The sequence below is a fragment of the Sphingobacterium phlebotomi genome (genome assembly GCF_008180195.1).
Classification (GTDB): Bacteria; Bacteroidota; Bacteroidia; order Sphingobacteriales; family Sphingobacteriaceae; genus Sphingobacterium; species Sphingobacterium phlebotomi.
In genome coordinates this window covers 58,795-82,695 of sequence record NZ_VTAV01000008.1, presented here as the reverse complement: position 1 = coordinate 82,695, position 23,901 = coordinate 58,795, and the positions used below count along the sequence as shown (strand labels likewise).

The following is a 23,901-nucleotide window of genomic DNA, read 5'->3' as shown; positions in this document are numbered from 1 at the left end:
CCCTTTTAATATGAAGATGCCTAGGTATTTATTTCCGAACGATTATATGGCAGACCCATCTGCCCACGTATTTGAAGATAAGATTTATATATACCCATCCCATGATTGGGAGAGCGGTATAGCAGAAAATGATAACGGTGATCATTTCGATATGCGGGACTATCATGTTTTTTCGATGGAAGATCGGGATGCCGGTGTGATTGATCATGGCGTTGCGCTATCGGTTCAGGACATCCCTTGGGCTGGGAGGCAATTATGGGATGCTGATGTAGCCCATAAGGATGGGAAGTATCACATGTACTTTCCACTGAAAGACCAGAACGATATTTTCCGTTTAGGTGTAGCCACCAGTGATATGCCAGAGGGGCCTTTTATTCCAGAACCCCACCCGATAAAGGGTAGCTACAGCATCGACCCTTGTGTTTTTGAAGATAATGGAGCATATTACATCTATTTTGGTGGGATATGGGGTGGGCAATTGCAGTTTTATCGGGATAATAAGTTGACGCCTCCTTGCGAACTTCCGCATTTTCATGAACGGGCTCTTTGCCCGAAGATAGCGAAGTTACAAGATGATATGCTGGAGTTTGCCGAAGCACCGCGTGATGTGGTTTTGCTGGACGAGGAAGGTAATCCCCTGAAACAGGGCGATACCGAACGCCGTTTTTTTGAAGCGTCATGGGTACATAAATACCAAGGAAAATATTACTTTTCGTATTCTACTGGCGATACCCATTTGTTGTGCTATGCTATTGGGGACAATCCGTATGGTCCTTTTACCTATCAAGGGGTGATACTAACACCCGTGGTCGGTTGGACAACACACCACAGCATCTTGGAATTTAATGGACAGTGGTTCCTGTTTTACCATGATGCCGTTCCCTCCGGCGGAAAGACATGGTTGCGCAGCATGAAGATGGTCGAACTGGAATATGATAAACAGGGATTGATAAAGACCATAGCAGGACAATAACTAAGAACGATAACCCGTGATAATGAGACGACTATTTTTTTTGCTGCTATTACTGTTCCCTTGTTCGCTTTTTGCAGAGGACGGGAGCCAGCTTTGGTTACGATACACGCCGGTAGACAAACATATCGCGCAACAACGCACGATCAGTCTGCAAGCTAAAGATCAAACGATGCAGTTAGCAAAACAGGAATTAGAAAGCTATTGGCGGGGTTCATCGATCTCGTTGCGGTTGGATAAGAAAATAAAAAAATTAAGGGACGGCTATCAGATCAAAGGAGACGGAACAGGGGTGGAGGTGGTCGCTGCGGAGCCCGCGGGGCTATTGTATGCCGCCTACCATTTGTTAAGGTTGCAAGAAACGGGAGCAGATATCGAACATCTGGATATCGAGGAGATTCCGGATTACGATATTCGTATCTTGAACCATTGGGATAATTTAGACAGAACGGTGGAGCGGGGCTATGCCGGTTATTCGTTATGGAAGTGGGACGAACTGCCGAAACAGCTATCACCGAGATACGAGCAATATGCCCGGGCTAATGCATCTATAGGCATAAACGCTACGGTTTTAAACAATGTCAATGCCTCGCCGCAAATTTTAACAGCGGACTATCTGGAAAAGGTGAAGGCGTTAGCGGATGCTTTCCGAAAGTATGGTATAAAGGTTTATCTGTCTGCAAACTTCTCTTCGCCGAAAGTGCTGGACGGTTTATCCGATTCCGATCCACTGCGGAAGGAAGTGCAAGCTTGGTGGGTAGCTAAGGTCAAGGAGATTTACACACATATTCCCGATTTTGGAGGTTTTCTGGTGAAGGCAAATTCGGAAGGACAACCAGGGCCACAGGATTATGGACGTACCCACGCGGATGGTGCCAATATGTTAGCAGATGCATTAAAACCTTATGGGGGTGTGGTGATGTGGCGGGCGTTTGTGTATAATCCCACCGAAGAAGACCGTGCCAAACAAGCATACCAAGAATTCGTTCCGTTGGATGGGAAATTTCGGGATAATGTTATTATACAGATAAAAAATGGACCCATTGATTTTCAACCACGGGAGCCTTTTACGCCACTTTTTGGCGCGATGGAAAAAACACCGCAGATGGTGGAATTTCAGATTACCCAAGAGTATCTGGGATTTTCGAATCATTTAGTATACTTGGCTCCTTTGTTTAAGGAAACACTGGACGCCGAGACATATAGCCAAGGACCAAATAGCTCGGTCGCACGGATTACGGACAGTAGCCTAGGTAACCATCAGAAAACAGCCATATCTGCTGTTGCCAATATCGGTGAAGATACGAATTGGACGGGACATCATTTTGCACAGGCAAACTGGTATGCTTTCGGTCGTCTGGCTTGGAATCACCAGCTTTCGTCAGAACAGATTGCGGAAGAATGGATTTACCAGACCTTTACGGACGAGCCGAATTTTGTGCAGCCTGTTCGCCAGCTCATGATGGATTCACGTGAAGCGGTGGTCGATTACATGATGCCGCTCGGATTGCATCATATTTTCGCTTTTGATCATCATTACGGACCGGAACCTTGGGGCGATAGGAAAGGGGGACGTCCAGATTGGATGCCGTGGTACTATCATAATGCAGATACCGTCGGGATAGGATTCGACCGCACGAAAAGCGGGAGTGATGCTGTATCCCAATACCATGAACCTTTAAGAACTTTATATGGTGATATAAAATCATGTCCGGAAAACCTCCTTTTGTGGTTCCATCATGTGCCATGGGGGCATACCATGAAAAATGGCCGTACGTTGTGGGATGAACTTTGTTTTCGTTATGATAGGGGCGTGCAGGACGTGCGCGAATTTCAGAAGACATGGGATCGATTGGAGCAGTATATAGATGCACAACGATTTACGGAAGTGCAATCGAAACTAAAGATTCAGGCAAAGGATGCGGTTTGGTGGAAAGATGCTTGTTTACTGTATTTCCAGGCATTCTCCAACATGCCGATACCCTATGAACTGGAACGCCCTATTCACGAACTTGAAACACTGAAAAAAATAAAACTCGATATGAAACATCATAATTAATCATTTACGCATATAAACCTAAAAAAATGTACAAAAAACCTATTTTATTACTATTAATACTACCGCTTCTATTCATTGGATGTAAGAAAAGTGAAGATGTAAAAAGTCCGGCCTTGGAAGTATCCAACAATGAAATTTCCATTGCACACGCAGCAGGTCGGGCCGAAGTTACGCTGCGCTGGGCTTATTCCGAATGGGAATTGCAGTCAGCTGAAGAAGGGTTTCTGTCCGATTTTACGTTTAGACAGGGCGGAAGTTTGACTCATGCGAGTACGACCCGGATCCATTTTAATTATGCCGAAAACACCACCGGAGAAGAACGTCAGCAACAGGTAGTCTTCCGTAACCGTACTACCGGAGAAGAATATCCGGTTGTGGTTAGCCAATTGCCGAAACCTCCAGTTGAATTAGCGCTGAATACCGCGATAAAATATCAGTTTATTACTGGTTTCGGAGGGATGTTGAATCCTGCATTATGGTTGGGGGATAATCAATTGACAGAAGATGATGTAGAAATTCTCTTCGGGAGCAATGGTTTGGGCTTTAAAATGCTCCGTATGATGATTTATCCCGATCCTGCGAATGGGAATAGGGATTTGGCAATCGCCAAGAAAGCCCAATCTTTAGGGGTGCGGATTTTTGGTTCACCGTGGACGCCACCCGCTCATATGAAAAGTAGTAACCAGCAAGCTGGAGGAAACGGTGGATATCTTTTGCCGGAATTTTATCAAGATTATGTAGATCATTTAAACGCCTTCGTTGATTATATGGCAGAGAATGGTGTGACTATAGAGGCGGTTTCCATTCAAAATGAACCAGACTGGGATCCCGACTATGATGCTTGTGTTTGGTCGCCGGAGCAAATTCTAGCGTTTATGCGGGATTACGCTCATGGAATAAAAGTTAAAGTCATCGCAGCGGAAGCCGTCAACTTCAAAAAAGAACTAACAGATCCGGTTTTAAATGATGCCGTCGCGGTCCAAAACTTGGATATTGTAGGGACGCATTTATATGGTGGAGGAATTGGTGATTATCCTTTAGCGAGACAGCACGGTAAAGAAATTTGGATGACCGAACATTTGCATAATTCTAATACTCCTGACGATTGGTCATGGGATCAGGCACTAATGGTTGGTGAAGAAGTTCACGGATGTATGGAAGCGAATTTTAATGCCTATGTATACTGGTATTTAAAACGTTATTATAGTATGATCGGTGATGGACAACAAGGGACTACTGTGGGCCAATTATTACCTCGATCTTCTATCCTGGCTCATTATGCTAATTTTGTGACAGGAAGACAACGTATCGCGGTTGAGGGGATAGCAGGAAACAATGATTTCTTGGTAACGGCCTATGAAGGAGAGCACGATATAACGCTTGTTTTACAAAACCATGGAACAGTGGATTTGCAAGCGATACAGTTTAATCTCCCCGTAGAAGTTTCGAGTGCAGAGGCTATCGAGACTACGGAAGCAGATAACATGACCGCTAAGAACATAGCCTTGACTGCAGACAAAACAGGTGTGGTGCTTAACGTAGGGCCAAAATCGATTGTTTCTATTAAATTAATCAAATAAACTTATGGCATATATACGTTCGCTGATCTGTTTTTTTGCTATACTTTATACTGTAAAATTGACCGCACAGGATGTGTCCATCGAAAGTCCGGATAAAAATCTGCGGGTGAGCTGCTCGGTGGAGCAGGGGCGACTGTATTATACTGTCAACTACAAAGGTGCTGTGCTGTTAGATAAGTCACCATTGGGCTTACATACGAACGAAAGTAACTTTATCAATGGTTTAAAGTTTGCGACGTCAGATACAGGGAAGATTGAAAAAACTTATGAGCAGGATCGTATAAAAGTATCGCGTATCAGCTATCAAGCGAATGTTTTGACCTTAACGTTGGAAAACGAGGATAAACAACTTTTATCCGTTGTTTTCCAAGTGAGCAACAACGATATAGCTTTTCGATACGAACTGCCCGTTTGGGGAGAGAGACGAAGTGTAGTGGTTCATCAGGAGGAAACAGGGTACCGCTTTCCTCAAGAAACCACTGCATTTTTATCCAATATGATGAAGCCGATGACAGGTTTTGCACGGACAGCACCAAGTTATGAAAGTGCCTACATCGCGGATGCACCAATAGCTTCCGCCAAAAGTAAGTATGGCTTTGTATTCCCAGGCTTATTTAAAGTAGGCGATAAAGGCTGGGCACTTCTCTCCGAGACGGGCGTAAACGGTCTGTATTGCGCTTCTCACCTTCGTGAGATATCAGAAGATGGCACTTTTCATGTTGCTTATCCCGATATGGAGCAGAACAATGGTTTTGGTAGCACGGGCGCTGCACTATCGTTGCCGGGTGTAACGCCTTGGCGTACGATCACAGTAGGAAGTGATTTGAAGCCTATTGTGGAAACTACGATTCCGTTCGATGTTGTTGAACCTTTATATGAAGCCTCTCAAGCATATAAATTCGGAAAATCAACTTGGAGCTGGATTGTATGGCAAGACCAAAGTATGAATTGGGACGATCAGGTCACCTATGTTGATTTGGCTTCCGGTTTGGGTTATCCTTATATTCTTGTTGACGCACTTTGGGATGTCAACTTAGGAAAGGAAAAGTTAGAAGAATTGGTGCAGTATGCCCGTAGTAAGAATGTGGATCTATTTCTATGGTATAATTCCAACGGGACTTTCAACGATGCCCCACAAGGTCCCCGTAATCGAATGAATACCTCCATTGCTCGTAAACAAGAAATGAAATGGCTACAAGAGATTGGGGTGAAAGGGCTAAAGGTAGATTTCTTTGGTGGGGATAAGCAAGAGACCATGCGGTTGTATGAAGATATTTTGTCTGATGCGAACGACCACGGTCTGATGATTATTTTCCATGGTGCTACATTGCCCCGCGGATGGGAACGGATGTATCCTAATTACGTCGGAAGTGAAGCCGTTATCGCCTCCGAAATGTTGATCTTTTCTCAGCACGTACGTGACAACGAGGCTTTTTATGCGACATTGCATCCCTTTGTACGCAATACGGTTGGGAGTATGGAGTTTGGCGGTGTTTTATTAAACAAGTATCTTCATAGAGAAAACAAGGATCGTAACAAACGGTTAACGACTGACGCTTTTCAGTTGGCTACAGCCGTGTTATTCCAAAATCCTGTTCAGCCCTTTGCCCTGACGCCTAATAACTTGTCTGATGTGCCAAGTTTTGAAATTGACTTTATGCGTGAGGTTCCCACGACTTGGGATGAAACACGGCTTGTTGCCGGTTACCCGGGCAAGTATGTTGTTTTGGCGAGGCGACACTGCGATAAATGGTATCTGGCTGGCGTAAATGCGGAAAATACACCTGTTAAGATAAAGCTTAACGTCGCGATGCTGGATGGTGGCACGCGGAAGTCGATTTCGGATAAAAAAGATGGCACAACGTACCAGTCCAACATTAAGATAGATAAACATGGAGAAATTGACGTGACCATCCAGCCAAAAGGTGGTATAGTCATCTTTTAATGAGATAAGAAATATTAATAAAAGGAAAAATATGCAATCAAGAAAAAGAAAGTTTGAAGGAAAGACGAGCATATGGTCATGCTTCTTGTTAACCACTTTATTTGCTTCGTGCCAGTATACAAATAGTAGTGCAGAAGATAATGGCGGTAGAGATGGAGCTCCTGAACCATTGTTCCAGAACTTTACCTACACAGGTACGGATAAGATATATCAGCACAACCCTTTACAGGATGGTCATTTTTACAGTCCAATTCTACAAGGCTGTTACCCGGATCCGAGCATCACCCGAAAAGGAGACGATTATTATCTGGTGGCATCATCTTTTGTCATGTTTCCAGGTGTACCCATTTTTCATTCCAACGATTTGGTAAACTGGAAACAGATCGGACATGTATTGGATCGGGAATCACAATTGAAAGTCGAAACGGCGGGTATCAGTGCGGGGATATATGCACCGGATATTCTGTATAATCGGCACAACGATACCTTCTACATGATTACGACACAAATTGCGTCCGGCATTGGTAATATGGTGGTCAAGACCAAAGATCCATTACAGGGCAATTGGTCGGATCCTATTAAACTCAATTTTGGTGGAATTGACCCAGCGCTGTTCTTTGATGACGATGGCAAAGGTTACGTGATCCACAACGATGCGCCAGATGAAGGAAAGGAGCTATATGAAGGACATCGCGTGATTAAAGTGTGGGATTATGATGTGGAGAAGGATCAGGTCATCGCCGGTACAGACAAGATTATCGTTGATGGTGGCGTAGATATTACACAAAAACCAATCTGGATTGAGGCGCCTCATATCTATAAGCGGTATGGTAAATACTATTTGATGTGTGCTGAAGGCGGAACCGGGGCGAACCATAGCGAGGTTGTTTTCGTTAGTGACAGTCCGCGAGGGCCTTATAAACCTGCCGATAAGAATCCTATTCTGTCGCAGCGACATTTGGATAAGAGCCGACCTAATCCGGTGGAATGGGCTGGTCATGCGGATCTGGTGGAAACACCGTCCGGCGATTGGTACGGTGTATTTCTTGCTATTCGTCCGAATGAAAAGAATCGCGTAAATACGGGGCGCGAGACGTTTATTTTACCCGTTGATTGGTCTGGCGAATGGCCGATATTCGAGGGTGGAATGGAACCGCTCCAGCCGTCTATCAAAATGCCTCAAGGTGCGGAAAATAGAATGGATACGGATGACTTTTTTCCTAACGGTAATTTTACGTTTGTAGATAAATTTGAAGGAAATGGTTTGGATGATCGCTGGATCGCCTTGCGCGGTCCACGTGAGAAATTTGTTGAAGAAGGTACACATGGATTGATCATAAAACCGTTTGATGTGAATATCAAAGCCCAGAAACCCATTTCTACCTTATTTCACCGTCAGCAGCACGCTACTTTTTCGGCATCCGTTGATATGAACTACAAGCCGGAAACAGAAAGTGATCTGGCAGGTTTAGCTTGCGTACAAAGCGAAACGTTTCATTACGTATTCGGCGTAACCAAGTCAGGTGCTGATTATTATCTCGTTTTAGAAAGAACGGAGAAAGGCGAATCATCTGTTATTGCACAGACAAAGCTAGCGGAGGCGGGAAAAATTTCGCTGAAAGTAGAAGCCCGGGGAGATGATTATCAATTTACCTACGCAGTAGATGGTGGTGATTTTGAAAACTTAGGTGGCACGGTATCAGGTGATATCTTATCGACCGATGTAGCCGGTGGATTTACGGGCGCTATGATCGGATTGTATGCCACATCGGCGAATGACATACATATCAATTAGTTTAGTTTTGTTGCTCGAACGGTGGCTCCAACTCCGTGGAGCCCCGTTTATTTTTAAACCTTAAAATATGATCAATAAAAAGAACACGAGCGCGATTTTGTTGTTAGCACTGACCATGAGCAGCAGCGTGATGGCGCAAGAAAAATTATACCATCATACCTTCGACCTGGGGAACGTAAAATTATTGGAAAGCCCTTTTCTACATGCGCAAAATTTGAATGTAGAAACATTGTTGGCATATGATGTCGACCGTCTTTTGGCTCCCTTTCTAAAAGAAGCCGGGCTTGAACCGAAAGCGCCTAGTTTTTCGAATTGGATAGATTTAGACGGTCATGTCGGTGGACATTATCTTTCCGCATTGGCGATACATTATGCGTCGACTGGGGATGTGCGCTGTAAAGAGCGTATGGAATATATGTTGGCAGAAATGAAGCGTTGTCAGGATAAGAACGGTGACGGCTATCTGGGTGGTGTACCTAACGGCGAAAACCTTTGGAAAGAAGTAAAAAAAGGAAACGTAGGCGAGGTTTGGAAATATTGGGTGCCGTGGTATAACCTGCATAAAACGTATGCTGGCTTACGCGATGCATGGCTTTACGGGAACGTTGAAGAAGCCAAAGTGATGTTTATCAAGTTGAGTGATTGGGGAGCCAATCTCATAGCTGCATTAAGCGATGAACAAATGGAGTCGATGTTGGCCAATGAGTTTGGGGGAATGAATGAAGTGTACGCAGATGCTTATCAAATAACAGGTGATAAGCGCTATCTTACGACAGCGAAGCGTTTTTCACATAAACTGGTTTTCGATTCGATATCAAATCGCGTGGATAACTTGGACAATATGCATGCGAATACGCAGGTACCCAAAGCGGTCGGGTATCAGCGGGTGGCAGAGTTGACGCATGAGCAGGACTATACGACAGCTGCTGATTTCTTTTGGGAGACCGTATCCCAGAACCGCTCTCTTTCTTTAGGCGGGAATAGCCGCCGAGAGCATTTCCCTTCGGAGCAAGATTTTTTAAGCTATATGGAAGAACGGGAAGGTCCCGAATCCTGCAATACCAATAATATGTTGAAGCTGGCGGGAGGCTTGTTCCGTATGAAACCCGATGTGAAATATATGGACTTTTATGAAAAAGCACTGTACAACCATATTCTTTCCACTCAACATCCCGAGCACGGGGGCTATGTTTATTTTACCTCGGCACGCCCGGCGCACTATCGTGTTTATTCACAAGTAAACAGTGCGATGTGGTGCTGTGTGGGTACAGGTATGGAAAATCATGGCAAATACGGGGAGATGATCTATACGCATGATGGCGACGCGCTGTATGTCAATCTTTTTGTTGCCTCCGAGCTGGATTGGAAAGAAAAAGGAATAAAGTTAACACAGCACACTGATTTTCCGGTGTCTGGTAAGAGCACGTTAACCATTGATAAAATTAACGCGTCGGATGCTAAACTCCTTATCCGGTATCCGAATTGGGTGCCGTCGGGAAAGATGAAAGTCATCGTGGATGGAAAAGACTATGCGACATCGTTTCAACCGGGTTCTTATATTTTGATCGATAGGAAGTGGCAGAAAGGCGATAAGATAGAAGTCGATATGCCTATGGAGTTTCATGTGGAAGAGTTGGAACATCATCCGGAGTATATTTCGCTATTTAGAGGGCCGATTTTGATGGGTAGCAAAGTGGGGGGCGGTGACCTGTCTGGATTGGTTGCCGATGATCACCGTTGGGGGCATATCGCGCACGGTTCCTTGGTGTCTCTTTTTGATACGCCTGCTCTTATTGGCGAACGTGCCGCATTGATCAGCACGCTAAATCAAGCTATCCCCGTGGCGAACGAACCGTTACATTTTGAGGTGCCCGCATCATTTATCGACAGACGTTTTGGCAAACTTACCTTACAGCCTTTTTATGAAATCCATGATAGCCGTTATATGATGTATTGGCTGGCGATGACAGGAGCGGAGTTTGATAAGCTTCAGGCGGAGAAAAAAGAGGAGGAACGGTTAAAACTGGAGTTGGATAAACGCACGGTTGATGCCGTAAAACTGGGAGAGCAGCAACCCGAGGTAGATCATCGCCTTAAAGAAGAAAAATCCGCTCGTGGAGTACATCATGGTCAGTCCTGGCGGGAAGCTGAAAATGGTGGATATTTTTCCTTTGAATTGCAAACTGCCAAAAAGGAAGACCTATCGCTATTGATTACCTATTGGGGGTACGAATCTGGAAATCGTGATTTCGATATTCTTGTAGATGGGCAGCTTCTGGCAACAGAAAAGCTGGGTGGAAAATGGAATCAAAGTAAGTTCTTCGATGTTAGTTATGAGATACCGAAAGCGTACTTGAAAGATGCAGCGTTTGTTACAGTGAAGTTTGTTCCTCATAATGGACATCGGGCTGGGCGGGTGTTTCGGGTGAGGTTGGTGGAAGATTGATTTGTTCGCAACGAGTTGTTAAAACAAAGAGGCACTGCAATATGCAGTGCCTCTTTGTTTCTAGATGTAATGCTTACTAGCAATATTTCCGGAATCGTTGTTATTTTCGATTGTAATGATAATCCAACCATACATCAGCATAGTGGCTTCCTAATTTGCGATATCCGGCGGAACTGAAGTGTATGTCGTCGGGAGCACCTTCGCAATATTTGGAGGAGACGATATGGGCATTTGGAATGGTTTGCGGCAAGGTATTAATGATTTCATTCATGCTGGCACATTTTCCTCCTTGCTGCGCAGATAGCATTTCTCCCGCAAGAAGAGGTGTTTCGTTGGCCACGAGATCTAGATCATTTAACAGATTGGTGTAAACCTTGTTGACCTTATTAGGCCAGTCTTGGTCGCCGGTATTACTTTCTCCTTGATGTAAGAGAATTCCCTTGATGACACCTTTCTGCTGTCCTATTTTCGCCATTTCAACCAATCTTTTGTAAGGATTGTTGTCGTACAGAGCGAGTTTGCTCTTCATCCAGCCCGGTGCTCTTTCCACGTAGGCGGCGGTGCTATCTTGATCGAATAGCTGAATGTGGCAACCGCCGATGGCCACATGGATTAACGCTACGGTAATACTATCTGGTAAATTTTGGACAAGGGCTTTGCCGAATTGCTCAGCAGGACTGACACCCGTATTGCAATGACAGAGTGGGGATTTTGCTTTGTACCAGTGGCCTTTCTGTCGGCCAAGGTCGGGACAATCGACAGCCTGTAAATGTAGTAGCCGGATATCCGCTATGGTATCCTGAACCTCGATTTTTCCGGTACCTTCCATGTTAGATTGGCCGAAACATAAGAAGATATAGACATTGCGGTCTTGGGCGTAACCGTGATGTATAGAAAAAACGAGCATGAAAAATGCCGTAAATAGGATGGAGACTTTATTTTTTATCATGATATTGTATTTTATGCTAAATATACGATCCATTGAATCAAATGAATAAGAGGGAGCGAAACCTCCCTCTTATCTGATAGCCCAATATAAATTATTTTACAGTTTTAAGCGGTTTTACCACTTGAATTCGAACCAAACAAATATCTTAAATAATAAATAATTTAAATTAAAGTGTTTTTTGATGATTTTACTTCCTTGTTAAGTTGATTACCACCAGGTTAAGGTGGCAGTTCCTGAAGCTCCGGTCGATCCATCAGCACCGATAAATACCCTAATGTAGCCCCAATATCTATATGAACCGTTTGCGCTGTGGTATCGGTCTCCACCGCCAGGTCCCCAATTATATTCAGCTAGAAGGATGTCATCGTACGCTTGTACGGACCCGCTAGTTGCCAGCATATTCCAAGTACAATTAAGGAGTAACTGAGTACAGTAACTATTAATGTTTACCCCCATGTAAGCATAATTTGTTGGAATGCCGGCGTACGCAGTTACACTTTGTTGATTGTAGGCATACGAGCTGAACATGCTGCTAAAGACGATAGCTAAAATTAAAATGATTTTTTTCATGATTTCTAATTTTAAAAGTTTATAAAATGATTGATATAAGTAATTTATAATGGGATCTAGTGAAAAGGTAGCGGCGTTTATATTATTTTATTAATCGTGATCTTATAGAGGGATTTTAAAATGTCCAATTGTTTATTGTATTCTTCTTTTTCTTTTTCCAAATAGAGTTTGTGTCTGAGGTTTTCCTTTATTTTATTGTATGTAATATACATACTACCTACGGTGTTTCTTATTTCCAAAAGACAATATTGGTCATTGATCTTCATTGGATGTGACAGTACACCTGTTTCAAGTCCATCGATGTTTTGTTCGAGAATAGTGTCGTAGGTATGCTTTCCATCTCGGTGAAAAGTCAAGTGCTCTTTACTGGGTTCTAATTCTTTTTCTGATTGGCTGTTTGGATCGCGACGAAGTTGCTTGTATGACATCGCTTCACCTAGTGTTTTAAATTTATAAATAGTAATATCGGCCTTTTCGAAAGTTTTCAAGCTATCTTTACGCGATTGATAATAGCTTGCTATTGCTGATTCTTGAAGATCAATGTTGGCTTCAATATGTTTTTCCTTAAAATATTTGACGTAAAATTGATTTTTTATCGAGTTCTTAAACAGTGCGTATTCAGGATCCGATTCAGGAGATAGCTTTTGTGCCTCATCGTATAGAAATTGGTTGATTAAGTAGACTTCTATCAATTTCTTGACATCATCTTTATCTTTCAACGAACCTATAAACATAGGTTGATAGCGAATAAACTCTCTGAAATCTTTTCCTCTAAATTGTTTTCTTTGCTTGTGTAAGGTATATTCCATTAAGAGTAGACTATCCACGTGAGTACGCCAATCTTCTGCCAATTCATCGTATTGATCAGAGATATCCGCTATTGCATCTTCATAATATATGGGACATGTTTCAGACTGAATGCGTTGTACACTTTGCCAAACGTGAGTTTGAGTCAATTTTATTGTTAATTCCTGGCGGATAATGTTCTGAATTTCAGTAAAAGGCGGGACTGTTGCGTCCAATATGTCATGAACCCGAATAAGGTAGGCTCCTTGATCTGTCTGGACGGGCCCAATGATATCATTAATTTTTGCATCATCTAATCCATCTGTAAATGCGCCAAATGGAAGAAATGGATAGGACAATGCAATAGTATGAAATTTGTCAGATAAACTTTTTCTTTTTAGGTTGTCGAATTTTTGTTTGTTCGTTGTCTCCGCGCTTTCAGTAGGGGCGTGGGTGTCTGAAAGTTCCAGAACTTCGAGTTGGTAGTTTTGTTTTTTTCTTTGGTACGTCTCTCGCAACATTAAATTTGTAATCTCTATTTTCGGCTTTACAGTTTTGTTCCAGAGGTATCCGTCGACTTGTGAGATATAGAATTTCATAGCATATTCCAAACGCTTTTTTAGCTCCGCTATCGTATCAAAACTATTTTGCTTAGCGAAGGCAAGTATATAGGCGTCGTCTATAAGTTGTTTGCTGGATTGAGTAGAGTCGTACTTAGTTGTTTTTTTTAACTTTTCTATTTGATAGTTGTATTCATCACGGGAAAAAGAAAATCCACCAACCTCCAATACGATATCTTGGTTTGTTCCGGAGAAAGGTAGACAAGCACTCAAAAGGCCGAGTAATAGAGTATATATAGCTGTGTTTTTCATTTAATCTTCTCCTTTCAACGTTTTAATTGTACCAAATTGGGGAGGTTTTTATTATCCTCCCCAATTTGTTTATTTTATTATTTCTGTTTTTCTAAAGCTTCTGCAACGGCCTGATAGGCAGGCTTGCGCACGAAAGTTTCTGTCCACAACCCGATAGGTTCGCCCTTTCTCCAGAAGGAATACTGGGAATTAGGACTATCTAGCGGACTCCAGACGGTTATGCCGTACTGTTGCGCTTTCGGTATAATTTCGAAATATTTCTCAATGACAAACTTGTACATTTCTGCCTGTGCCGCATACTGTTCGGCTGTAGCATTTGGAGTTTGCGTGTTATCGCCCAGGCCAATATCCAGTTCGGATACTTTGATCAGCTTGCCGGTAGCCGCAAGAAGCTCGTACATATTGATAATGTTATCCTTGTTCGTGTTAATGTCAATATGCATCTGTGTACCGATTCCATCTACCGTTACCCCTTTGCTTTCCACATAGTCAACATAAGCGATGAGTCCTTCGCACTTGTCACCACCACCTTCGAGACCATAGTCGTTAATAAAGAGTTTATCCTCCGGGTCTCCATATTGTCTTGCATATTGGATCGCTTTGACCGCGTAATCTTTACCCAAGTAATCCTGCCAATAAAACTCATCCGCGGCCATATCTTCCTTACCTATACCTGTTTTCAAGGCATACTGATCCGGCCAATCGGAAATGGGCTCATTGACGACATCCCAAGCCTTGATATGGCCTTTGGTCACCTCCATCATCCCGGCGATAAAGGTTTCCAGCGCCTGTGAAATGATTTGTTCCTTCTCTTCCGGTGTTTTCTCGATGATGCTTCCACCGGGGCCACCGTAGCCTTCACCGTTAGCAGATAACTGTCGGTTAGAGCCATTTCCCCAACCGCCCCAACCGGCCATGCCACTTTCGAAATCGCCGTTAGCGATGAGGTTTGCTGTACTGCCTGCCACGGTTAAGCGTACGTCATCGATATACACCGTGCCGTCATAAGTCCCGTGATTCACGATAAAGCGGTTTCGCAAGTCGGTGCTGGTTAACGTAAAGGTATACTCCTGATATTCGGTACCCAAACTGATGTTTCCGAAACTCTCGCCGGAATAGTCGGCTGAATTTTGAAGATCGACACCAATGGAACCGGCCTTGGAACCCTTTGCAGCGATGCTGAGCGTGAACGCTGTATTGGCGTCCACTGCGTCAAAATCGTAGGCCGTCTGCGCCTCCCAGGAGTTGACAACCGATGGGTTGCTAAGCACCAAGGCATAGCCGCTATCGCCGACCGGTCCGCTGCCGCCTTCCTCGTTGAACTTGCTGATCGCGATATTGTCGAAATAGTAGGTCGTGGCGTTCAGTCCCAGATTAAAAGCGATTGCTCCCGCACCCGCCATTTCTTCGGATATCGTAATTTCTCGTGTGTAGGTCGACCATTCCGGCGTAGAGGAAATACTCCCGAAGAAATCATAGTGCATGTATTCGTAGGGCACCCGATGTGCTTGCGTGGAGTAATTAGCTGCAGCATCTGATTTTATATCGATGGATAGCTCATAACGCTCGCCTACGGCCACCGACTGGTCTAAGCTGATAAAAAACTGCACATCCCAATCGTTGGCACGAGCTGCGGTGTTGGTTAATTGTAATGCACGCCCCTGATCGTTAGCCCCTTGCCCGTCTGCTGTGAAAGAAACCGCTGCATTATCCGTATAGAGGTAGTTCGCATTGTCGTCGGTTTCAAAATCAATTGCGGTGACCAGATCCCAACTGGGGCCGCCAATATTTTCGGGAGCAATTAAGCTGTTGAGGTAAGCCGCGTTTTGTCCGGCGTGCCACACCAAGGTATGACCGTAGATGCCCATCTCATTTTCCGCGGCCAATTCGATAAGGGACTGGACATTGGCCAAATTCAGCGATCCATCGTCCTGCACGATAGAAAAATGCTTCATGGCATTTCCGGTGACCAACTCGTCAAAATTTCGGTTCACCAAGCGGTGCATCACGCCTTTGCCCAAGTAATCAGAAGCGTTTACCGCCACACCCCAGTGAAAATCCGGGTTTGCATCTTTATCCAAATAGCTAAGGAGCGGCTCATACGAGTCAATATCTTCCTGCGCAATAATGCTTTCCGGTTTGTCCACCGGAAAGTCTGCAGTAAATTGTTTGGCACAGGAACTCCCCAGCAGGGCTGCTGCAAAGAAAAAAGTGCCGGTTTTATAACGAAGGTTCATATCCTAATCGATTAAAGTTTTGTATCTGTTTATTGTTCTTTAGGAGTAACCACAAAGGTCTCCATTTTTACCCCCCGATCACGCATCACGAGCGTATCCTTGCTGGAAATATGCATGCTAGCCATATCAATTTCATAGTCTAAGTACAGGACGTCCCGATCGGTATTGCCCCAGGAATTTTTATCGCCACGCTTCACAAACGATCCCGTTCCACTGGCATCCACACCAGAAGTGCCCGAGCTGATGCTGCAGTTGTTGTCGCTATCGAAGGTCAGAATTAATTCCATGTCAACATTAGTTTGGTCTACATCCGCGTAGGCTAAGGGCAGCACCAGTCTTTGTAAACCTTGACTGTGGAGACTGATGACTTCATCACGTTCCACTAAGCCTTCATTACGGACGATCCTTTGCGTTAGACTTTCACGACCGCTTTTTCCTTCAATATCATCTACCCCGCGGCGCAGGTAGTTACCATGCCAGGTGTTGATGTATTTAATCGCATATAAGGTGTAATTTTTCGGCATAATCTCCCAATCTTCTTCCATGGTCGGTCTAAACAAGCTGCCGGATTCTATGGGTAGTCCCGACAGGATGGTATCAGCATTGCTGACGCCGGTCATACGAATCGGTAAGACATAGTTGGTGCTGAGTGATTTGGGATCGGCAAAGAAAGCGTCCGTCAGTTGTACTTCCACGCCACCCACCAGATTGCCCTTAGGTATGATGATGTTGTTGGATGCCAGCGTATAGTAATTTTCCGGCAGGGCCTCAATAGGAGCTCCGCCAGGGGCGCTTCCCCCCGGACCGAAGACGATATCGTTCGTCAAGCTATTATCCACTTCAAAGTCAATACGGACATCCTGCAAGTTATTATATACGCCGGCAGTGGTCGCCATGACCATGAATTTATGATCGTTGTCCAAGCTGGTATCAAAGACATCCTCCCCTAAGGTTAGGGTACGTATTGGAGATTGATACGCGAAGTATACCGACTGATAGTCGTAATCCGGAAACTCCCAATCTTGATTTTTGCAGGCTGAAAAGCCAAGGACAAGCAAAGCAATTCCGCAGTATATCGTTTTTATCTTCATGGTTATTATCTTTTTAATCATCGTATAATTGAATTACCAACCTTGATTTTGGCGCAGGTTATCGTATTTGAGTATTTCACTGTACGGAATCGGCCCGTAGTGCATATAATTATCGTAACGCCGATTCTCGACATCGATGATGTTGTGTACGTTGTTTTGAATACTGACCCCTTGTGCGGTTTCGTTGAGCGGACTTTGCCAGCGACGGAGATCCCAGAAGCGGAAACCTTCGAAACAAAGTTCCAGACGCCGTTCGTTGCGGATAAGCTCCCGCATGGCCTCTTGATCGTTTTTGATGGTTTCCAAATAGGCGTCGTCGTTATCGGCGCCTACACCTGCGCGGGCGCGGATGGCTTTTACCATATCATAAGCTGAAAATCCCTGATTGCCCGCTGTCGTGGGTCCCCATGCCTCGTTTGCGGCCTCGGCAAAAGCCAAGTAGATGTCGGTCATCCGTAGACGCGGTGTGATGTGGTACTGACCTGATACCGAAGAGGGGTTCAGGTTCACATCCTGCCGGAGCAGCTTACGCAGGTAATAACCCGTACGAGTAGAGGTTTCCGCCCTGTTTAGTCCATCGTTTGTGCTGCTGTTCGCGCTGGTGTTGATGCTGCTGTTGTTTACCCCTGCTGTACTGCCGTTGAGCAAGATATAGCTGCTTAGACGAGGGTCTCGATCTGCATAGGGATTTGTTGCATCGTAATCACTCTGCGGATGGGTTATGGGGTAGCCGTTTGCCATTGGAAACGCGTCGACCAGATTTTGTGTGGGATTGATGCGGCCACTACCGAATAGCGTAGGCGGGAAGTGTTGAGCTTCCAGGTCGCTGTTAACTCCGCCACGGTCGGTACGCCAGAGAATTTCTGCGGTATTGGCGCCGGCACTCATGGCATCTACACTGGCCGATTCATAAAAGTGTCCTCCGTTGGGATCCATACCGACGATGCCACCTCGTTGTCCGATCACAACAGCGGCGTAATTTGCCGCATCTTCCCAGCTGGTGCTACTACCGGCACTAAAGGCCGGACTGGCGGCCAGCAGGGCGGCTTTGGCTCGTATGGCCTGCACGATACGGGTGGTCATCCGCAAACGAAAATCGACACCGAACACGCGGTTGTAATCCTCATGGCTGAGCTCCATTTCCTGATATTTTGTCGGAATTTGCGATGCACTGCTAATATCTTCATAGTCGAGTGGGAGCAGGTCTTCGGCCTGTTGCAGGTCACTATAGATTTGTTGCATACAGTCTTCGAAACTGTTTCTCGCATGATTATGGTCATCTTCTAAACCTTCGTGTTCCAACACGATAGGGACGCCCATTACCTGCCCGTCATCGGTTTTTCCGCCATGTGCCTGCAAGAGGTAATACATAAACAAGGCGCGCAAGCCGTAGGCTTCACCCTTCATACGGTCGTTGAACAGCTGTGTGATATTTTCGTTCGTTGCCCAATTCACCCGATCGGTAATTTCCAGAAAATTGTTGATATACTGAATGGCCGACTTACTGTTTCGCCATTGATCCGTCGGGTTGTTGATGGCTGTCCACTGTCCGGTGGCAATCTTTAGGTAGTCGCTTGCCCGGTCGTTGGTCACGGCATCGTCGGTGGCAACATCGTTAAAGCTGTTGGTTGGCACACGATTATAGGCATTTAGTAATAAGCCTTGTGCATATAACGGACGCGTGTAGGCCTCCTCGATGGGCAGGATATTTTCAATGGCCGGTTCGAACATATCTTCGCACGCCGTTACGAAGATGCTGCTCATCAGGGCTATATAGATTATCTTCTTCATGTTTGTCGTTGTTAGTTCCCTCATTATTAAAATAATGCTTTTAATCCCACGTTAAAAAAACGCGTTTGTGGTGCTGCGCCTACATTGAGCAGGAGGATATCCTTTTCCTTCGCAAAGGTCAGTAGGTTAGAGCCGTTTATGTAGGCGCCGAATTCACGCACAATGCCCTTACCGAGTAAGTTTTTCGGGAGATCGTAGGAGATCTGTACGCGCGTGAGGTCAAAGCGGTTGGTGGAATACATCCAGAAATCCGAATGGCGGAAGTTGTTATCGCTGTTGCCCGTTGTGAGGCGCGGATAGCTTGCTGTTGCCTGGCTTTCGGGCGTCCAACGATCGCGCACGATGGCGGAGTACTTGTCTTCGCCGTCCATCCAGAAATAGGAGTTGTTCCGCATGGCGTAGGCACCAAACCTGCCGCTGGCGATGGCAAAGAGGGTCATGTTTTTCCATTTTGCCGTAAGGTTAATTCCCAGTGAAAAAGGAGAACCCGACCAACCGGCTTTTCCGAGGTAAATCTCGTCGCGATCGTCGATGGTGCCATCGCCGTTTTGATCGATATATTTGATGTCTCCTGGGGCTACTTCCCCGAAAGTGCTCAACGCCGAATTATCTATATCCGCCTGATCACGGTAGAAGCCATCGCTCTGCAAGCCCCAAAGGGCATCTAGTGGACGGTTTGTCCGGTTTTGATAACCAAACTCGTAGAGTTCATCGCGTTGGGTGGCTTTCGAGTCAAAATACATGGCGGTAGCACCCAGTGATAAGAAGGTGTTGCCAAAATGCTTGTTTACATTGATCGCGAAATCTACGCCGGTACGTTCATCACTATTGAAATTGACATAGGGCAAATCCGAATATACCGGCCAGTAAGACATGAAATACATGGGGTAAAGGGTAGCCGGTTGTACCAACAAGCCTTTCATTTGGTTATAAAAATAAGAAGCATTGAAGGTGATCAGGTTATTGTACAGACCCCCGTCTATGCTGAAGGATACTTCCCGGCGTTGTGGGTAACCCATGTCCGCATTGTCACCGCGAAAGCGGTCAAAGGTGTGCACCAATTCACCGTCGGCCCAGCTGTACCAAGCCGCTTCGTTGTAGGTGTAGTAACCTTGGTAGAGGTAGAAGTTTTCGATGTCCAGATCGGTGTTCAAGATTCCGCCGGAAGCCGTAAGTCGTAAGTCGTTGAAAATGGACTGTTGCATAAAGGGTTCTTCGGAGAGCCGCCAGGAAAGCGACAGGGTTGGGGAGATCGCTCGACGATTCCCTGCCGGAAGTTTCGCCGAGTGGGGGACTGCAGCACTAAAATCTGCGTAGTATTTATTCGCGTAGTTATAGCCCAATTGTACACCCAGGTTGGCATTGCTATGTTTATGGTATTCTTGCGACAGACCAATTTGAAAGGCGTTGGCGAGCAACATGGCGGATACATGATGTTTTTCAGCAAAACTTCGCCTATAGTTCAACTGTCCGTTCAGGGCAATGGTTTGCCGGTAGGCGCTGCCCGAAATATTTTGTACGCCGGAAATCTGATCGTCGCCGTAGCGCGTGAGGTGGCTGATCAGGTCGGCACCCGCATAATTGTTCCAAGTAGCTTGGTAGACCGCATAATTGTTGTTATACGACTGACTGTAGTTCGATTGGTAGTCGATGGCCAAAGCGGTGTGGAAGCTTAATCCTTCCAGCACATTTTTCAGGTCAAAATCCAAGCCGGTGTTGAACAGAAATTGCCGGTTGCTATACTCGCTGTTTCCGCCGGCATATACATCGGCAAAAGCATTGCTTTGGTCGAGTTGGCTACCGCCTAGTAAATATTTGCCGTCTACCAGAAAATTGCTGTTGTTGACAAACACCCAAGAGTTTTCATCATCGGCTTCCAGCATGTCAATGGGGATGAGTGGAGCAAAGCGATGCGGGCGCCCTGTTGCCGCGGCTCCCCAATAGTCGGCGTTTACGCCGCGCTGTGTATAAAAGGAGGCTGCAGCATCCACATGGAGCTTGATGATTTCATTAAGTTTCATATCGATGTTACCACGTACATTGAAGCGATTGGATCTGTTATTGTCGACGGCCTCCCCAAAATTAAGTAGCGAGCCGGCCGACCAAAAACCGAAGTTGGTGTAGTACTGCGCGCGTTCACCGCCACCGGATATTTCTGCGGTGGCGTCGTAGCGGTTATAGTGCTTGCGGAGAAAATCCGAAGCGTAATAATCCACATTTGGATAGCGATAAGGATTGGTGCCCGCCGCATGCTGATAGATGGTTTCGGCAGTGTATAAATCCGTTAAACCATCATTGCGGCGCGCTTCGTTATACAAGGTCATGTACTCGGCAGAGCCTAGATACTCGGGATACTGTACGGGCGCGTGTATACCAGCATTTGCACGGATATTGATTTTCTGTTCACCGACTTTTCCACGTTTGGTCGTGATATAAACGACGCCTTTTGCCGCACGACTCCCGTATAGGGCTACGGCATTTACGCCTTTCAGCACACTTATCTCTTCGATCTCTGTCGGCAGTACATTATCGGCATCTCTAGGAAATCCGTCGACCAAGACGAGGTAGCCATCCATGCCCCATATATTGCCGTTAAAGCCGGAGGTGAAAGCATCCAGGTTTTCCAGGCTATAGGTGCTGTAGTTCTTGTCCATGAGTTTTGATATATTGACAGAACGAACCTCACCCATTAGGTCTTGTTTCTTTTCCTTCCGGAAGGCTACCTGCACCAGCTCTACACTATCTGTTACGCTGCTATCTTGTGCAACCTGTTGCGCATGGGCCTGTGCGGACAGTCCCATGATACAGAGGTACGCGGCTATTGTTCGTGTTGTATACTTCTTTACGTTCATGTTCATCTGTTTAGATTTGATGATTAGGTTCATTTTATTTACCATCCGGGGTTTTGATAAAATTCCGGATAGAGGTTGACATCATTAACCTTTAAGGGAAGCCAATAGTGCTTGTTGGTAAATCGACGTTCGACTAGCACGCGTTCGCGCAGATTAACCACCCGATTCTCCTGCGGATTGTCTACATCATGCCCACTGGCGCGGTCAAACTCTATCGCCCTTTTTTCGGCGTAAGCTGGATCGGTGAGGAGCAACCAGCGACGGAGGTCGTTAAAGCGATGGCCTTCAAAGGCCAGCTCTACCGCCCGCTCCCGACGTAATTCGCCTAAAAGCGCATTAACGGAGCCCAGAAATCGCATATCCACAGGATCTACTCCGGCACGTGCCCGAATGACGTTAATGGCATCCGTAGCGGACTTGCTAAAGTTTGACGCTTGTCCTGATACGCTGTTGTAGCCCATTAATGCTGCTTCGGCGTACATGAGGTACACATCCGCTAGGCGCATATAGGGCACGTAAATGTGTAAATTCGAACCCCAGTCGTAATCCCGATCGTAGGTATTGGCCGTTAGTGGGATGAATTTGCGCAACACATACCCCGTCTGACTGCCATTCTGTATGTTGCGGTAGCTGCCACCGGTGTACAATTGTGCATAGCGGCGTTGCTCCTCAGGGAGGTCTGTATGGGTAATTGTGCCATTCACTACTTTAACCCCATCAAAGAGGATATCATGATAGAATCGTGGATCCCGATTTCGCCAAGGATATTGCGGATCGTAGCCCGACTCCGGGTCGGCGCTCGTGATATCCGGAATCGGTAAACCATTCGCCATACCGTAGTAATTTACATAATTGGAAGTCGGGATAAATTTTAACGCATCACCCTCGGAAACGACGCTAGGAAGATATTGCTTAGCCGTATTCCAATGTGTGTCGTCAGCTGAAATATAAGGCCCTCGGAAAATTACTTCGCTACCGCCCGGTTGCGCCCAGTTGTCGCGTATGCTATAGAAATTTAGGGAATAATTTTCGAAAGGAAGCAGAGCGTAATTTGTCTGTCCGCTTTCCACCAAGGATAATAACTCACCAAAAGCTTGTGCTGCTTGCTGGCAATATTCGCTGTTGTAGGCTGCGCTTCCGGTGCTGGACTGGTTCATCAGTGGACTGCCGGCCCAGAGGTAGTTTTTACCCAAATAGGCGAGGGCCATGATTTTATTAATCCGCAGTTGGTTTTTACCTAGGGTACGTCGGCCGGCATCGGTATTGTCCCAGTTGATAGGCAGCAGGTTCGCCGCCTCACGGAAGTCCGCAGCAGCACGGTCGGCACATTCGTGGTAACTTAAACGGGGGAGTGATAGGGAGGTACCGTCTGTAGGGAGCACATGATCAATGTATGGAAGCCCGCCGAAATACTCCATCAGTCGGTGATGAAACCAGCCCCGAAAGAACAGGAGTTGTCCACGAATCAGGTTGCGCTCCTCTTGTGTGGCATCCGTCATGAGCTCCATGTTCTCCAGTCCGATACTGATTTTCCGAAGGCCATACCAGGCAGCGTTCCATAAGTCTTTGTTGATATTACGCTGTCCTTCGAGAATATCCGTTGTGAAATCATCTTGTTCCATCCAGCCGGCCCCCCAACCATCGTGCTGTGCCTGCCAGCCCCAGAAATTACCATTATCTACGTTATGTACAAAATGATAGTTTCCGGCGGTGGAGGTCAATTCATCCTCCCCCCAGTTCCAGGAGTTTGTCCAGTAGTTATTGGTGAAATTGACAATACAATGGTAGAGTTCCTCGGTGTAACCTTGGAAATTTGTGAAATTTTTGAAGGCCTCTTCTTCCGAGATTATGGATTGCTCCTCTTTATCTAGGTATTTTTCACAAGAAGTCAGCAGGCCCCCCAAGCAAAATGCGGTGAAGAGTATGCTATATGTTGTAATTTTTTTCATCGTCCTGTC

The 23,901-nt window shown here is 45.6% G+C and carries 14 protein-coding genes; 6 read left to right on the top strand and 8 right to left on the bottom strand.

The annotated features are described in order from the left end of the window. Window positions 1–10: 10 nt before the first annotated feature. The 6 genes from FXV77_RS12560 to FXV77_RS12535 all read left to right on the top strand — a co-directional run bounded on the left by FXV77_RS12560 (window position 11) and on the right by FXV77_RS12535 (window position 10,795). On the top strand, window positions 11–973 hold the full coding sequence (locus FXV77_RS12560) for a glycoside hydrolase family 43 protein (RefSeq protein ID WP_148919576.1): 963 nt from the start codon (window positions 11–13) through the stop codon (window positions 971–973). A gap of 22 nt (window positions 974–995) precedes the next feature. Continuing rightward, window positions 996–3,029 carry an alpha-glucuronidase gene (locus FXV77_RS12555; RefSeq protein ID WP_148919575.1) on the top strand — a complete coding sequence of 678 codons (2,034 nt, stop codon included), beginning with the start codon at window positions 996–998 and terminating at the stop codon, window positions 3,027–3,029. Window positions 3,030–3,055: 26 nt separating this feature from the next. Continuing rightward, window positions 3,056–4,609 carry a hypothetical protein gene (locus tag FXV77_RS12550; protein ID WP_148919574.1) on the top strand — a complete coding sequence of 518 codons (1,554 nt, stop codon included), beginning with the start codon at window positions 3,056–3,058 and terminating at the stop codon, window positions 4,607–4,609. Window positions 4,610–4,613: 4 nt separating this feature from the next. Next, window positions 4,614–6,554 carry a glycoside hydrolase family 97 protein gene (locus tag FXV77_RS12545; RefSeq protein WP_148919573.1) on the top strand — a complete coding sequence of 647 codons (1,941 nt, stop codon included), beginning with the start codon at window positions 4,614–4,616 and terminating at the stop codon, window positions 6,552–6,554. A 31-nt stretch (window positions 6,555–6,585) separates the two neighbouring features. Then, entirely contained in the window at window positions 6,586–8,349 is a 1,764-nt protein-coding gene (locus FXV77_RS12540) for a glycoside hydrolase family 43 protein (RefSeq protein WP_148919572.1), read from the top strand. Window positions 8,350–8,416: 67 nt separating this feature from the next. Then, the gene (locus tag FXV77_RS12535) at window positions 8,417–10,795 is read left to right on the top strand and encodes a glycoside hydrolase family 127 protein (protein ID WP_148919571.1); all 2,379 of its coding nucleotides are present in this window, start codon (window positions 8,417–8,419) and stop codon (window positions 10,793–10,795) included. Between the two features lie 100 nt (window positions 10,796–10,895). Here FXV77_RS12535 and FXV77_RS12530 read toward each other — a convergent pair whose 3' ends face one another. The 8 genes from FXV77_RS12530 to FXV77_RS12495 all read right to left on the bottom strand — a co-directional run bounded on the left by FXV77_RS12530 (window position 10,896) and on the right by FXV77_RS12495 (window position 23,892). Then, window positions 10,896–11,744: a sialate O-acetylesterase gene (locus FXV77_RS12530; protein WP_148919570.1), complete on the bottom strand. Its 849-nt coding sequence runs from the start codon at window positions 11,742–11,744 to the stop codon at window positions 10,896–10,898. A gap of 207 nt (window positions 11,745–11,951) precedes the next feature. Next, complete coding sequence (locus FXV77_RS12525) at window positions 11,952–12,314, bottom strand: hypothetical protein (protein ID WP_148919569.1); 363 nt, start codon at window positions 12,312–12,314, stop codon at window positions 11,952–11,954. A 77-nt stretch (window positions 12,315–12,391) separates the two neighbouring features. Beyond that, window positions 12,392–13,972: a peptidylprolyl isomerase gene (locus FXV77_RS12520; protein WP_148919568.1), complete on the bottom strand. Its 1,581-nt coding sequence runs from the start codon at window positions 13,970–13,972 to the stop codon at window positions 12,392–12,394. Window positions 13,973–14,049: 77 nt separating this feature from the next. Next, the gene (locus tag FXV77_RS12515; RefSeq protein WP_148919567.1) at window positions 14,050–16,209 is read right to left on the bottom strand and encodes an endo-1,4-beta-xylanase; all 2,160 of its coding nucleotides are present in this window, start codon (window positions 16,207–16,209) and stop codon (window positions 14,050–14,052) included. A gap of 29 nt (window positions 16,210–16,238) precedes the next feature. Continuing rightward, window positions 16,239–17,300 carry a DUF5627 domain-containing protein gene (locus tag FXV77_RS12510; protein WP_148919566.1) on the bottom strand — a complete coding sequence of 354 codons (1,062 nt, stop codon included), beginning with the start codon at window positions 17,298–17,300 and terminating at the stop codon, window positions 16,239–16,241. A 33-nt stretch (window positions 17,301–17,333) separates the two neighbouring features. Next, window positions 17,334–19,091 carry a RagB/SusD family nutrient uptake outer membrane protein gene (locus FXV77_RS12505; RefSeq protein WP_148919565.1) on the bottom strand — a complete coding sequence of 586 codons (1,758 nt, stop codon included), beginning with the start codon at window positions 19,089–19,091 and terminating at the stop codon, window positions 17,334–17,336. Window positions 19,092–19,117: 26 nt separating this feature from the next. Further along, window positions 19,118–21,949 (bottom strand): SusC/RagA family TonB-linked outer membrane protein, encoded by a 2,832-nt coding sequence (locus FXV77_RS12500; protein WP_240904782.1) that lies wholly within the window; start codon window positions 21,947–21,949, stop codon window positions 19,118–19,120. Window positions 21,950–21,981: 32 nt separating this feature from the next. Continuing rightward, window positions 21,982–23,892, bottom strand: a complete 1,911-nt coding sequence (locus FXV77_RS12495; RefSeq protein WP_148919563.1) for a RagB/SusD family nutrient uptake outer membrane protein — start codon at window positions 23,890–23,892, stop codon at window positions 21,982–21,984. Window positions 23,893–23,901: the final 9 nt, after the last annotated feature.

Bases quoted from the DNA above. Each gene is read 5' to 3' on its own strand.
- FXV77_RS12560 (WP_148919576.1), top strand. From the start codon at position 11: ATGAAGATGCCTAGGTATTTATTTCCGAACGATTATATGGCAGACCCA.
- FXV77_RS12555 (WP_148919575.1), top strand. From the start codon at position 996: ATGAGACGACTATTTTTTTTGCTGCTATTACTGTTCCCTTGTTCGCTT.
- FXV77_RS12550 (WP_148919574.1), top strand. From the start codon at position 3,056: ATGTACAAAAAACCTATTTTATTACTATTAATACTACCGCTTCTATTC.
- FXV77_RS12545 (WP_148919573.1), top strand. From the start codon at position 4,614: ATGGCATATATACGTTCGCTGATCTGTTTTTTTGCTATACTTTATACT.
- FXV77_RS12540 (WP_148919572.1), top strand. From the start codon at position 6,586: ATGCAATCAAGAAAAAGAAAGTTTGAAGGAAAGACGAGCATATGGTCA.
- FXV77_RS12535 (WP_148919571.1), top strand. From the start codon at position 8,417: ATGATCAATAAAAAGAACACGAGCGCGATTTTGTTGTTAGCACTGACC.
- FXV77_RS12530 (WP_148919570.1), bottom strand. From the start codon at position 11,744: ATGATAAAAAATAAAGTCTCCATCCTATTTACGGCATTTTTCATGCTC.
- FXV77_RS12525 (WP_148919569.1), bottom strand. From the start codon at position 12,314: ATGAAAAAAATCATTTTAATTTTAGCTATCGTCTTTAGCAGCATGTTC.
- FXV77_RS12520 (WP_148919568.1), bottom strand. From the start codon at position 13,972: ATGAAAAACACAGCTATATATACTCTATTACTCGGCCTTTTGAGTGCT.
- FXV77_RS12515 (WP_148919567.1), bottom strand. From the start codon at position 16,209: ATGAACCTTCGTTATAAAACCGGCACTTTTTTCTTTGCAGCAGCCCTG.
- FXV77_RS12510 (WP_148919566.1), bottom strand. From the start codon at position 17,300: ATGAAGATAAAAACGATATACTGCGGAATTGCTTTGCTTGTCCTTGGC.
- FXV77_RS12505 (WP_148919565.1), bottom strand. From the start codon at position 19,091: ATGAAGAAGATAATCTATATAGCCCTGATGAGCAGCATCTTCGTAACG.
- FXV77_RS12500 (WP_240904782.1), bottom strand. From the start codon at position 21,949: ATGAACATGAACGTAAAGAAGTATACAACACGAACAATAGCCGCGTAC.
- FXV77_RS12495 (WP_148919563.1), bottom strand. From the start codon at position 23,892: ATGAAAAAAATTACAACATATAGCATACTCTTCACCGCATTTTGCTTG.